At 47.8% G+C, this 13506-nt stretch carries 13 protein-coding genes; all 13 read right to left on the reverse strand.

What is annotated here, in order from left to right:
* Nucleotides 1-259 precede the first annotated feature (259 nt).
* Nucleotides 260-2029 carry a stalk domain-containing protein gene (locus RQP52_RS29165; RefSeq protein WP_315955099.1) on the reverse strand — a complete coding sequence of 590 codons (1770 nt, stop codon included), beginning with the start codon at nucleotides 2027-2029 and terminating at the stop codon, nucleotides 260-262.
* Nucleotides 2030-2246: 217 nt separating this feature from the next.
* Nucleotides 2247-2516 carry an HPr family phosphocarrier protein gene (locus tag RQP52_RS29170; protein WP_028555561.1) on the reverse strand — a complete coding sequence of 90 codons (270 nt, stop codon included), beginning with the start codon at nucleotides 2514-2516 and terminating at the stop codon, nucleotides 2247-2249.
* A 148-nt stretch (nucleotides 2517-2664) separates the two neighbouring features.
* Nucleotides 2665-3597 (reverse strand): DNA-binding protein WhiA, encoded by a 933-nt coding sequence (whiA, locus tag RQP52_RS29175; protein ID WP_127458361.1) that lies wholly within the window; start codon nucleotides 3595-3597, stop codon nucleotides 2665-2667.
* A gap of 5 nt (nucleotides 3598-3602) precedes the next feature.
* Nucleotides 3603-4586: a gluconeogenesis factor YvcK family protein gene (locus RQP52_RS29180; protein ID WP_127458362.1), complete on the reverse strand. Its 984-nt coding sequence runs from the start codon at nucleotides 4584-4586 to the stop codon at nucleotides 3603-3605.
* Nucleotides 4587-4617: 31 nt separating this feature from the next.
* Complete coding sequence (rapZ, locus tag RQP52_RS29185) at nucleotides 4618-5505, reverse strand: RNase adapter RapZ (RefSeq protein ID WP_127458363.1); 888 nt, start codon at nucleotides 5503-5505, stop codon at nucleotides 4618-4620.
* Between the two features lie 83 nt (nucleotides 5506-5588).
* On the reverse strand, nucleotides 5589-6536 hold the full coding sequence (locus RQP52_RS29190) for an ROK family glucokinase (RefSeq protein ID WP_157323796.1): 948 nt from the start codon (nucleotides 6534-6536) through the stop codon (nucleotides 5589-5591).
* 154 nt (nucleotides 6537-6690) lie between these two features.
* Entirely contained in the window at nucleotides 6691-7638 is a 948-nt protein-coding gene (trxB, locus tag RQP52_RS29195; RefSeq protein WP_157323739.1) for a thioredoxin-disulfide reductase, read from the reverse strand.
* Between the two features lie 101 nt (nucleotides 7639-7739).
* Nucleotides 7740-9476 carry a tetratricopeptide repeat protein gene (locus tag RQP52_RS29200; RefSeq protein ID WP_315955100.1) on the reverse strand — a complete coding sequence of 579 codons (1737 nt, stop codon included), beginning with the start codon at nucleotides 9474-9476 and terminating at the stop codon, nucleotides 7740-7742.
* Nucleotides 9477-9579: 103 nt separating this feature from the next.
* Entirely contained in the window at nucleotides 9580-10530 is a 951-nt protein-coding gene (locus tag RQP52_RS29205; protein WP_127458367.1) for a ribose-phosphate diphosphokinase, read from the reverse strand.
* Between the two features lie 75 nt (nucleotides 10531-10605).
* Nucleotides 10606-11412: a histidinol-phosphatase HisJ gene (gene hisJ / locus RQP52_RS29210; protein ID WP_315955101.1), complete on the reverse strand. Its 807-nt coding sequence runs from the start codon at nucleotides 11410-11412 to the stop codon at nucleotides 10606-10608.
* 26 nt (nucleotides 11413-11438) lie between these two features.
* On the reverse strand, nucleotides 11439-12095 hold the full coding sequence (gene hisIE, locus RQP52_RS29215; RefSeq protein ID WP_127458369.1) for a bifunctional phosphoribosyl-AMP cyclohydrolase/phosphoribosyl-ATP diphosphatase HisIE: 657 nt from the start codon (nucleotides 12093-12095) through the stop codon (nucleotides 11439-11441).
* Nucleotides 12092-12850 carry an imidazole glycerol phosphate synthase subunit HisF gene (gene hisF / locus RQP52_RS29220; protein WP_315955102.1) on the reverse strand — a complete coding sequence of 253 codons (759 nt, stop codon included), beginning with the start codon at nucleotides 12848-12850 and terminating at the stop codon, nucleotides 12092-12094. The genes hisIE and hisF overlap by 4 nt, the downstream gene beginning before the upstream one ends.
* 48 nt (nucleotides 12851-12898) lie before the next feature.
* A complete protein-coding gene (gene hisH / locus RQP52_RS29225; protein ID WP_315955103.1) occupies nucleotides 12899-13504 on the reverse strand; it encodes an imidazole glycerol phosphate synthase subunit HisH in 606 nt (201 codons plus the stop codon).
* Between the last annotated feature and the right edge of the window lie 2 nt (nucleotides 13505-13506).

A 13506-nucleotide genomic window follows, 5' to 3' on the forward strand; every position in this document is an offset into this window, starting at 1 on the left:
TACCATAAACAGCCCTAGCAACGGATAAAATCGACTAAATAACGTCACCTCAGTCCGTTAACTGTCCGGTTGTAGTCAAAAAGCAAAGAATAAACGGCTCGTGTGTCCGTTACACATCGAAATCCCTGCCGCGCGTTTGACTTCTGTACTTGCTGCAAGCCGCATCAAGCAAAAAAAGAGCCTCAGAGGCTCCTATCCACCCGAAAATCTTCCGATTTTCCAAGCGAAGCGATAAGATCTCTAAGGCTCTTAACAATACTTACTTTTTCTCATCCAATGGGTAGAAAATAAGGTCAATCGGGAACGCTGAGCCCGCCGGAGGCGTGAACTCAATATCCAGCGCGTCTTCCTTGCCCGTCGTGCGAGCCAGCACTTCCATGCCGTCAAACGCGGTAATGACACCGGAATTCGGCACCGGAATGATCTCGCCGTTAATTTTGAACGGACCTTTGAACACGCCGCCTCTGGCCATAATCATAACGGCCATTTTGCGCGGCTTATCCGAATGGATTTTATAAACGACACCATAGTTTCCGCCGTTCTCTACGTTCTCCTTGCGCATTACATCATAACCTTTGACGAACGGGTCGGTCTTATTATCGCCTATCGTCAGCACCGATGTTTTGGCAAAACTCGCCGCATCAATATCCCACTTGATTTCAGATACCGGGAAAGTCCCCCTCACATGACCATTGAAAGCCAACAAAGGAAGTTCCTTCACAGTATTCGACGTTAACCTTTGATCCGTTACCGCGAAAGACATTTGCAACTCGCCGTCTGTCTCGACATCATAGAACAAATTCACGCCTTGCCCTGGATAAAAATCTGGAAGCTTCGCATACACATAGGTCTCATGAGGAGCAACCGTCATTGTATCTGTGTACACATTGTTCAACAGGAAGTCTACAGAAGCTTCGCTGCCGATCAAATTAGCATAAACGGAAGGGTAAACCTCACCTTTATTCGTCGTCTTGATCGTTACCGGTTTATCCGTATTATTCGTGGCGAAGATCGCCATCGTCATGATTTGTTTCGTTCCGTTGATATGGTCAGCATACAAGCGCGCTTTCCCATTGATTTTGTCCTGATACAGAATGCCTTTTTCCGTAAACTCTTCAGGACTATCGCTTACCAGCAATGTGCGGTCAGTCAGTTCTGTTACTTTCTTTGGAAGCATCGGCAACTCGTTGAAATGGGACCAGATGGTACCCCAGTCCGATTTGATGAAACTGCCCACAGGAGCTGTATAAATCGGGTACTCTACTTGGTTCAAATAAGGTACGTCCTCAACCGTTACATAACTTTTGAATAATTTACTTTCGTGTCCATGGCGATCCTTCACGGTCAAAGTGACCGGATATTTGCCTGGTTTAAAGAACGCTTCCTCTTTGCCAACCCAATCATAGGAAGCAATGCCTTCCGCATCTGGATCGTAGCTCAAGTCCACATACTTCACAGGCTCTCCAAGGCGGTAAGTAGGCTTCGCAGTTGCAAACTTGGCTACAGGTCGGGAATTGCTGTCTTGATCAATGTAGATGCCCTCAGGCGTCTTAAAGTGGACAATCTCTACGCGACGCAATTCACTGTTGTACGTGTACTTCGCGCCCATGTAATCCGCAAGCCATGTCAGCTTAACCAGAAGCTTCCCGTTCACAATCGCAGCAACCGAGTTAAAAGGCGTATCCACGCCATTGGTCGTAACTGTCTTATGGTCAGCATCCAGCACGATGTTGTAGCCTGGAGGTGTCATTTGAATCGTCCGGGAATCGTTATTCCACTCTACCTTGAAGCCCATGGTATCGCCCAAGAACTTGGCAGGAACGAATGTGCTGCCGTTGATAATCGTAGATGGCGACTCCAAATGAATCTGGTCCTCATTTACGAAAGCTTCTGACTTATCGATATAAAGTAAAATAAAGGACGAACTCGCCGATACGGCATGCGCTGCTGGTGCTGAAATCGCACTAGCCAGAAACACTAGTAAAGCGAGCATAACAGTAATTTCTTTCCTTAAAGCATTCCATTTCATTCTCTCTCTAACTCCTTTTGCCTTAGTATGCGAGGTATGCGAGATAGAGGGCAAAGCAAATAGCCCTTTCCTTCATTGACCACGTTCATTAGACGCCGCCAAGAGAAAAAGGTTGCTAGTCTATTTAAATGTTAACAAGATTGACACTTATTTACCGTAACTGCCGAAGCAGCGGTCAATTGCAAAAAAGCCTCCTCGAAAGGAAGCTTTTGAAGGATTATTGGTTTTCCAATTCTTCCTTGCTAACTAACGTGACTAAAGCGTTTACAGCCTGCTCTGCATCCGAACCTTCTGCACTTATGAAGACTTCGGTCCCTGTGCTGATCGCGAGACTCATAATTCCCATGATGCTCTTGGCATTCACTTTCTTCTCATCTTTCTCAACGAAGATCTCAGATGAAAACTTATTCGCCTCTTGAACAAACAATGCCGCAGGTCTGGCATGAAGTCCTGTTCTCAACTTCACAACGACTGGACGTCTGGACATGGAACTAATTCCCCCTAGTGTGGCGCTTATATGAATTACTACTGATAACAGTGCTATTCCTTATGTTATAACATTATACCATTTTTCCCTCAAGTACACTAGAAAAAATGAGAAAAACTTATTTACATCGTGTTCAGTCCCGTAAAAGCTAAGAATTCCGCTGTTTTTCAGCCAATTCGTCAATTTTTCGCAGGCGATGATTAACGCCGGATTTACTGACATTGCCCTTGAGCATATCGCCAACTTCCTTGAGATTCAGATCGGGATGCTGAAGTCTGATTTCGGCAACCTCTCTCAATTTCTCTGGCAAACTGTCAAGTCCAACCTCTCTTTGTAAAAGCCGAATGTTCTCGATCTGCCTCACCGCCGCTCCGATCGTCTTGTTCAGATTCGCTGTTTCACAATTGACAATCCGATTCACCGAATTCCGCATATCCTTCATGATCCGGACATCCTCGAAGCGCAGCAGCGCTTGATGAGCCCCAATGATACTGAGAAATTCAATGATCTTCTCGCCTTCCTTGATGTACAGGACGAACCCTTTCTTACGCTCGATAAAGCGGGCATTCAAGTCGAATTTGTTGGCGAGATGCGCCAGTGCCTTGCAATGCTCCTCATAGATCGAGGCAATTTCAAGATGATAGGAAGATCCTTCGGGATTATTCACCGAGCCGCCGGCCATGAAAGCTCCGCGCAGATAAGCGCGTTTGCAGCAGTTGCCCTTAATAATCTCTTTGTTGATTCCTGTCGTAAAGATAAATCCTTCAGAAACGATTTTCAGATCACTGAGCAGCTCTTGCACTTGACCAGGTACTCTAACAATATATACATTATTCTTCTTCAAACGCATTTTCTTACGCACGAGCAGTTCCGTGTGCAGTTTGTACGTCTTTTTGATGAGGGAGTATATACGTCTGGCGATAGCAGCGTTTTCGGTAGAGATATCGAGAACAACGCGTTGGTTCGTTAACTGAACCGATCCATTCATGCGAATTAAAGCAGATAACTCCGCTTTTTCACAACACGCTTCCGCTTCGGTTATTAAGGTCAATTCTTTTTTGGTTGTTGCCGCAAAGGACATGAGACTCACTTCTTCCTTGACATCCAGCTTTCGACAAGCTGATAAATATGGTCACTCAATTTCTCAGCGTCATGTCGAAGGTACGTGCGGAATAGCACGAGCCGGTCAGCAATGACCCGATACCCTCTTTTCGTGACTTCATCCAAATCCAAGTGAACCGCTTTTGAACCTTTTTCGGCATATCTCGCCTGAACTTGCGGTGGAATTTCGCCATTGTTTACGATCACATAATCAAACAGATGCCGCTTGAGATGATCATAAACCGCATCAAGGTGATCGCTGACTGAGTAGTCATCGGTTTCCCCGGGCTGCGTCATGACATTGCAAATGAACATTTTCACTGCTTTCGATTTGGCGATCTCCTCAGCAATACCGGGAACAAGCAGATTCGGCAGCAAACTGGTGTATAAACTACCTGGGCCGCAAAGAATCGCATCAGCATCGCGTATAGCAAGAATTGCGTCCGCAAGCGGTGTCACGTTCGCGGGTTCTATGAACACTTGCTTAATGCGTCCTTCTGCTTTGGGAATTTTGGATTCCCCTATGACTAAAGTACCATCTTCCATTATCGCTTTCAACACGATCGCTTGATTGGAAGCCGGAATAACCCGCCCTCGAACAGCAAATACTCGGTTCATCTCTTGCACGGCCGTTACGAAATCACCGGTAATGTCAGTGAGCGCCGCTAATATTAGATTTCCCAGACTGTGCCCAGCTAAACCTGTTCCCACCTGAAATCGATACTGCAGCATTAATGACAGCAGCGGCTCGACATCAGCAAGTGAGGTCAATACGTTGCGAATATCCCCCGGTGGGGGCATCTGCATCTCATTGCGGAGAATGCCGGAGCTTCCTCCGTCGTCCGCTACCGTAACGATTGCAGTAATATCAACTGGTTTTTCCTTCAAACCTCTAAGCATTACTGAAAGACCTGTGCCGCCGCCGATTACGACTATTCTGGGAGTGCGCTGTGATTTTTCATATTTCATCCTTCATTCACCCTCTTAATCGTTAGGACGCTTATACCCGGTCCCGCTCGGCATCTCGATGACTCAACCGCACAGCTTCCGTTTCACTGTTCCCCAGAACCTTGCCCAGGTATTCGGTAATGGCTACGGAACGATGTTTCCCTCCTGTACAGCCAATCCCTACAACGACCTGGCTTTTGCCTTCCTTCTTGTATTGAGGCATCAAGAAGTTCAGCATATCAAGCAATTTCGTTAGGAACTCTTGCGTCTCGGTCCATTTCATCACGTAATCGTACACATCGGGGTCTTGACCTGTCTGCGGGCGAAGCTGTTCCACATAATGGGGATTCGGCAAGAAGCGAACATCGAAGATTAAATCAGCATCAATGGGTACACCATACTTAAATCCGAAAGAGATTACATTTATAGATATGCGGTTGGTTTCCAAATTGGTAAACCGGGAAATAATTCTTTCTTTGAGCTGTACCGGTTTCAAAGTACTGGTGTCAATAACCTGTGTTGCAAGACCTTTGAGCTCCTCCAGCAGCTTGCGTTCAAGCCCTATGCCTTCGAGTGGAGCACCTTCGGGCGCAAGCGGATGCCTGCGTCGGCTCTCTTTGTAGCGTTGAACAAGTGTCGCATCGGTAGCATCTAAGAAAAGAATTTCATAACTTAGCGTGTAATTCTCATGGATATATCGAAGCGACTCCTGAAGTGCAGTGAAAAATTCACGCCCCCGCAAATCAATCACCAGTGCGACTTTGCCGATTTTCCCCATCGACTGTACGATCAACTCGGCGAATTTAGGAATAAGGACAGGTGGTAAATTATCGACGCAGAAAAACCCAAGATCTTCGAGACTCTGCACCGCAATTGTCTTTCCAGCACCCGACATTCCTGTAATAATGACCAGTTTCGCTAAAGGGTGGTTCTCTTCCATGAATGACACCTTCCTTTGGAGTGCTTTCGCAGGCCGAAGTCCCTGCCATCAGCCATGCGAACTGTACTTGTCAGTCTAGCATTCTAACGCAAGTTCAAACCGGCTGCGCCTACGACACCAGCGTCATTACCAAGTGTGGCGGCAACAATCTCAACGCCTTCAGCTGCTGCTTCCGGTGTGTATTTCTTGAATGTGTCGCGGATCGGTTGGAACAGAATTTCGCCTGCTTTGGATACACCACCGCCGATGATGAAACGTTTCGGGTTAACAACGACAGCCAATGCCGCCATGGAGCGTCCAAGATAGTAAGCAGCGCGGTTCACGATGCGAAGAGACACTTCGTCTCCGCTTTTCGCAGCGTCGAATACATGCTTCGCTTCAATTTTCTCATGAAGCGCAAGAGAAGTACGCTCACCGCGTTCAACCGCTTCTTTGGCCATACGAACGATACCTGTTGCAGAGGATACCGTCTCCAAACAACCCATTTGTCCGCATCCGCATTGAATCGCTTCGATATCCGGCACAACCGACATGTGTCCAAGTTCGCCGGCCATACCCGCGGAACCTTGATAGATTTTACCGTTAATAATAATACCGCCGCCAACACCGGTTCCCAGCGTATAGCAAACTACATTCGGGATCCCCGCGCCTGCTCCAGCCCATGCTTCGCCTAACGCTGCCACATTGGCATCGTTATCGATTTTCACGGTTTTGCCCAGAAGCGTTTCCAACATTTTCTTGGCAGGGACATTATGCCAATTCAAATTTGGAGAGAATTTGACGAATCCTTCCGGAATATCCATGAATCCGGCTAACCCCGCGCCGATACCCGCAACTTGCTCCCACTCATAAGGGGATTCTTCGACAATTTGTCGCACTTGCGCCGCAATTCGACCAATGACGGACTCAGCGCCATTCTCTGCGCCTGTAGGCCCTTCTAACGTTTGCAGCAGCTTCCCCTGCTCGTCGCAGATACCGACTTTAATGTTGGTACCGCCTAAATCTACACCGATATAAATCTGATTTGACATTTGCAAGGTCACCTCATGAATAATCATTAAAATTTTCGGGCATATGCTCCTGTTTAAACTATAAGACAACCCTGTATACAGGTCAAGATTCAACTATTCCCCAAAGAAATGAGAAAACGTGGAAAGCATAGCCTTCCACGTTTTCTGTACCCTCTTACAGCGATTGACTCCAATCGTGTACGATATGGCCTTCAAGGAATTTCTCAGCTTCAAGGGCTGCTGCACAGCCACTTCCCGCTGCTGTGATCGCTTGGCGATATTTAGTATCTTGTACGTCGCCGCAAGCGAAAACGCCAGGAATATTCGTTTCCGTCGTGCCTGGCTTCACAATGATGTAGCCAAGCTCGTCGGTATCAATTTGTCCGCCTAGGAACTTCGTATTCGGTGTATGACCGATCGCTACAAAAATACCATCTGTTTCGATAATTTCTTCTTCTCCAGTGGTATTATTTTTCACTTTCAGACCTGTAACACCTTTCTCGCCGGATACAACTTCAAGCGGTGTATTGTTCAGCGCCCATTTCACTTTCTCGTTACCGCGTGCGCGATCTTGCATGATTTTGGAAGCGCGAAGCTCATCGCGACGATGAACCAGGCGTACCTCGGAAGCAAAGCGAGTCAAGAAGTTCGCCTCTTCCATAGCGGAGTCTCCGCCACCAACGACGATAATCTTTTTGCCGCGGAAAAAGAAGCCGTCACACGTTGCGCAAGTACTTACGCCGCGTCCGATATTTTCTTTCTCATTGCCGATCCCGAGCAATTTAGCGGAAGCGCCGGTGGAAATGATCAATGTTTCTGTTTCAATCTCGCCCAGACCTTCAACTTGCAATTTGAAAGGACGATTAGTTAGCTCAACGGAATTGACCCAGCCTGTTTTGAATTCAGCGCCAAAGCGTTCCGCTTGTTTGCGCATGTTCTCCATTAATTCAGGACCCATGATGCCTTCAGGGAAACCTGGGAAGTTCTCTACCTCGGTGGTAGTGGTCAATTGCCCGCCTGGCTCCGGACCCTCAATAACAAGTGGGCTAAGGTTAGCACGTGCTAGATAAATGGCTGCTGTTAGACCGGATGGTCCTGTTCCTACGACGACTGATTTGTACATTTGGTTTCCCTCCTAGTTGCTTTCTACCAAGAAAGCTATCTTTAGTATGCATACATCTATGTATGAAAGCCGGGTCTCACGACACGGCAAAAACCCAGCTATCAAATGCTCGTAAATTTGTCGAAAATGGCTTCCATCTTCTCACGTAGGCCGCAAGTATCATCGATCAGTTTCACGTTTCGGCTGACTGTCGAGACCGTCACGCCATAACGCGCAGAAACCTCTTGATACGAAATTGCGCGGCGATGCATTTTGGCAATCAAGTATTCCAACGCCGCTGCCCAGCCTTCCGATTTCTGAATTTTGGGCACTGATGGGTACATCTTCGTCAGAAACTCAACCCACAGGATTTCTAAATCATACTGTTGCACCATATCGTAGCGCTTATGCATATGGGAAAGCGCTGTTTCCATGACGCTTTGCCATTTGACATCCCAAATAGGCAAGTGCGGCGAGTATGGCGAAGCCTCAACCATGATCTCTTCATTTTCAAGAAAAGCGGGAATGGACTCCCGAATCCCCATGCTGCGAAGCACAAAAATGGCGACTTTCTTCAAATAGTCATCTTCGTGACGATCCAGAATGAAGTCCTGCAGCGCGTCTCTCACTTCACCGTCGGCAATCAGACCAAAGGCCTGAATAACCTGCAGCTTCGTTTCGATATCTCCATGACGTAATGCCCAGAAGAAGGAAGAGCGCACAAGCGGATCTTTCTTCAGTTGATCAGGAATACCTTGCGAGGATTTCTCCAGCACACGGAACTGTTCTTCAAAAGGCAGATGGTAATGGTAGCTCCAAGTTAATGGACCGTCCGCCTTCTCTCTTGTACGCAGTTGATCCAAATAAAACTTGGAGATCTCAGCGCCAGGATCCAGCTTCTGTGTTTGCTTCCAATACCGGTAGGCTTCATCGAACCGCCCCAGATGACAAGCGGCTACAGCTGCATAATGGTACAAGCAGGGATCTGCTGCACCGTCACCTGCCTTCAGCAGACGCTTGAACAGATGGTACGCTTTCTCATGTTGAGAAAGAATTCCCATCGTGGTAGCAAGCTTGAAGACATGATCCTGCTGAAACGGATACGTTTTGCACAAGAGCTCCGTTAATTCCGCTAGCTCTTTCTTATTACCGAAATGCTGATGGAAGATGGCCATGTTACACAGCGCATGCAAATTCCCAGCATCAATTTCGAGCACTGCGCGAATGGTTTCCATCGCCTTATCGAATTGGCCCATATAATAATAGGCGAGGGCCAAGTTGTTCCGTGCTGCTGTGAATTCAGGCTGATTCTTCACCAGCTTCTCCAACTGCCTCACGGCCTCGGCGAATTTCCCTTCTTCCAGAAGAGCGCGGGCTTTATCATGCTCGAAGAGCCCTTCTCGACTCTTAATGCTAGTGAGAGGGGCGGGCCGTTCAAGCTCGTAGCTCAGCATTTCCATCATTTCTTCGGATTCGTCCATAAACTGACCTGTGGGGTCGGTTTCCAAATACCGAACTAATGCTTGTTCTGCCTGCTCGAAATTTTCCATATTGGCGTAGTTGTTCGCCATATAAAAGTGACATTCCGTCATCTCGGGATCGATCGTTTCAAGGATATGCTGCAAAATTTGGTTCGACTCGTCGTAATTGCCCATTTCGGAGAGAACTCCCGCGAGGTTGCAGTGATTCACAGGGTTATCCTGCTCATACTCCGCAGCCCGCCGGAAATATTTCAATGCCTTATCATAATGAAACCGATCCAAAGATTGAACCGCTCTCTCGAAAAAGAATGCGGCATCCATATTTATTGAGATTACTTTAGGTTTTGGCGCATCGGACACACGCTTAATCTTTTCCATAGCAAGACACCTCCGGCAATTTGATTACAACTCAAATTATACCATAGATCGCTTGGAAGCCAAAAACATTATCCGAAGGTAAGATCTGGTCTATACAATTTGCCTATACGCCGCCGTATTTAAACAAGGAGGACAAGGAACCGCCATCATTAATAATGCGGATCGCATCGGATAACAATGGAGCTACGGAAAGCACATTAAATTTATCGGAGTGTCCTTCCGGAATCGCAATGGAGTCCGTAATGATCACTTCTTTGATGTTCGGGTGATCCAAACGCTGCAGAGCTGGCCCTGAGAAGACAGGATGCGTTGCACAGATGTAAACGTCGTGCGCGCCTCTTTCTTTCAAGCTTTCTACAACGTTAACGATCGTCGTTCCTGTATCAATCAGATCCTCGATAATAATCGGTGTACGGCCGACAACATCACCAATGACGTGAGTAATCACGGACTCATTGTGTTCCGGACGTTTCTTGATCATCATCGCGAAAGGCGCATCCAGGATATTCGCCATTTTCTCAGCCGTTGTTGCACGGCCTGCATCTGGAGATACGATGATCGGGTTATGCAGATTTTTCTTTTTGATGCAATCACTGATGACGTCAAGAGCCGTCAGGTGATCAACTGGAATATTGAAGAAGCCTTGAATCGCCGGTGCATGCAGGTCAATCGTAACAACACGGTGTGCGCCTGCCGCACTGAACAAGTCAGCAACTAATTTAGCAGAAATCGGCTCACGCGGAGCAGCCTTGCGTTCTTGACGAGAGTAACCATAATATGGGATGACAAGGTTGATCGTTTTTGCAGAAGCTCTTTTTGCCGCATCCATCATGACCAAGAGTTCCATCATATGTTCATTAATCGGATGGGAGAAGGTTTGTACCAGGAATACGTCACAGTTACGAATCGTTTCTTCGTAGAGACAGTAGATTTCTCCGCTTTTAAAACGGGATAATTTGATTTGTCCAAGCGGCTGGCCGAGCTCTTTACAAATACGTTCCGCAAGCTTCGGATTCGAAGATCCGGAAAAAATTTTAACATTGTCGCTATGCATGGTTAATGGTTACCTCCGAAGGTTCATTAAATAGATTGTTCACGCCCTACTCATTATACATGAAAGGTGTCGAATTTAAAAAGTCACAAGTTGTCGATTTCGTGCATGAAATGTGGCTATTTCGTTAAATCCAATCATTTTGAGCAGCGATCTTGCTTCATCCAAATATTGGCCTAACCGCTCCGGCTGATGAGCATCCGATCCAAGTGTCACCGGGATTCCCACCTTATGGCAATATTCGAGCATACGGCGGCTAGGAAACATCTCTTTGCAAGGATGACGAAGCCCGGATGCATTCAACTCAATCGCAAGCCCGCATTCCTTCACGGTGTCCAGCGCTGCTTTCTCCAGCTCCCAGGTATCGCGATCCGGCACATAACCAAACCGCTTGATCATATCGAGATGACCCAGGTAATCATACAGTCCTGTACGGGCTGCTTTCTTCACTGCCTCGTAGTATTGGGTATAAACCTCATAAATATCCTTACCTTCCCAACCTGCGATCTGACGAAAATCAGAAATATCCCACTCGCCCAAAAAATGGACGGAGCCAATCACATAATCCCATGGATACGCTTTAATAATGGCCTCTATTTCTGACTCATAACCTTCAATATAATCACCTTCGAGACCGACACGGATATCAATCTGATCCTTGTACTTCTCTTTCAAATGCAAGCACTCCTCGACATAACGAGGCAGTTCCTCCATAGGCATAGCCATCTCTGGCCAGTAGGTCTGCGGATTCACATGCAAAAGCGGCATATGATCAGACAGCCCTAATTGCGTGAGCCCGATCTCGATGCCGCGTTTGACGTATTCCTCTAGTTCCCCAGAGGCATGACCGCAGCGCACATGATGTGTATGATAATCAATCAACATCGTGAAATCACTCCAGGTCGTCTTATTTATTTTTTAACATGCCGATTCGCAAGCTCTTTCATAATATCATCCAATGGCAATTTATTATTACGTAAAAGGACCATTAAGTGAAAAATGAGATCGCTCGCTTCATAACGAAGCTCGTCATTGTCTTTATTTTTAGCAGCAATAATAACTTCCGCTGTTTCTTCGCCTACTTTTTTGAGGATCTTATCGACACCTTTCTCGAAAAGGTAAGTCGTATAAGCACCTTCCGGACGCTCAGCATCGCGTGAAGCAATAACGGCTTCCAGCTCACCAAGGATGGCGAATCGATCTCCGGATACCGCAGGTTCCGTTCCTTCTTGTGCCGCTCCTTCGACCGGAATGCTTTCCGTGAAGCAAGTGTAAGTGCCATTGTGGCAAGCCGGCCCTACTTGCTCTACAAGAACTAGCAGCGTATCCGCATCGCAGTCGTAGCGCAGTGCCTTAACCTTCTGCGTATGCCCCGAAGTAGCGCCTTTGTTCCACAGCTCCTCACGGGAGCGGCTCCAGAACCAAGTGTCTCCGGTTTGAATCGTACGTTGCAAAGATTCGCTATTCATATAGGCCAGCATAAGAACTTCTTTGCTGACGGCATCCTGTACAATGGCAGGTACTAATCCATGTGCATCATATTTAATCTGTTCCAGTGAAAATGTCATCGAATTTCAACCCCTTTACCTTTCAGGTCAGCTTTGACCCCTTGTATCGACAGCTCTTTATAGTGAAAAATAGTAGCAGCCAGCCCTGCATCGGCTTTGCCTTCGGTGAATACATCGTAGAAATGTTCCGATTTACCCGCTCCGCCGGAAGCAATGACAGGAATGGTGAGCAGCTCCGAAACAGCGCGTGTCAGCTTCAGATCGAACCCATCCTTCGTACCGTCCGCATCCATGCTCGTCAGCAGGATTTCGCCGGCGCCAAGCTCTTCCATCCGCTTCGCCCACTCCAGCGTCTTAATGCCTGTAGCATTACGCCCGCCGTGAGTGAACACTTCCCACTCGCCCCACTCCGCGTTAAACTTCGCGTCAATTGCCACGACTATACACTGGGAGCCGAACTTGCGCGCTCCATCGGACACCAGCTGAGGATTGCGGAACGCCGCCGTGTTGATGCCGATTTTATCCGCTCCTGCACGAAGCAGGCGCTTCATATCGTCTACGCTGGAGATGCCTCCTCCAACTGTGAAAGGAATCGTGATTTCTCCCGCCGTTTGCCGGACAACCTCCACCATCGTTGCTCTTCCTTCGACGGAAGCCGAAATATCGAGGAAAACGAGTTCATCCGCGCCTTCTTTATCATAAATCGCTGCTAGCTCCACGGGATCTCCCGCATCTCGTAAATTCACAAAATTTACGCCTTTGACCACCCGGCCATCCTTGACGTCGAGGCAAGGAATAATTCTTTTGGCTAACATGATGGCACCTCCTTCTTAACTTAGCAGAAAGAAAGAAAACCTATCCGCCTACTTGCACATCGCCAGAAAATTTTTCAACAGCTGCATGCCGATATCTCCGCTCTTCTCCGGGTGGAACTGCATGCCGTACACGTTGTCTCTACCGACAATCGCCGTCACCGGCTGATAATAGTCCGTCACTGCCAGCAGATCGCTTTCGCGCTCCGGCTTCGCATGATAGGAATGCACGAAGTATACGTGCCCTTCCTCAATGCCTTCAAAGATCGGACTCGCGCTTTGCCTGTAGCTCAGCTTGTTCCAACCCATATGCGGCACTTTGTAGTCACCGCGAAACCGGACCACGGAGCCGGGCAAAAGGCCCAGCCCCTTGTGATCCCCATGCTCCTCGCTGGAGGCGAACAGCAGCTGCATGCCGAGGCAGATGCCGAGAAGCGGCTTGCCGGATTCTGCATACCGCTTCACCACGTCATCCAGACCGGACTCGCGCAGCTGCTCCATCGCATCGCCGAACGCTCCTACTCCTGGCAGAATGGCCCCTTCTGCAGCAAGAATCTGCTCCGCATCGCCTGTAACCACAGCTTCATAACCAAGCCGCTCAACGGCTTTGCTGACGCTATGTAGATTCCCCATGCCATAATCGATAATCGCGATCATTT

The sequence above is a fragment of the Paenibacillus violae genome (assembly GCF_032461945.1).
GTDB classification, from domain to species: domain Bacteria; phylum Bacillota; class Bacilli; order Paenibacillales; family NBRC-103111; genus Paenibacillus_E; species Paenibacillus_E violae.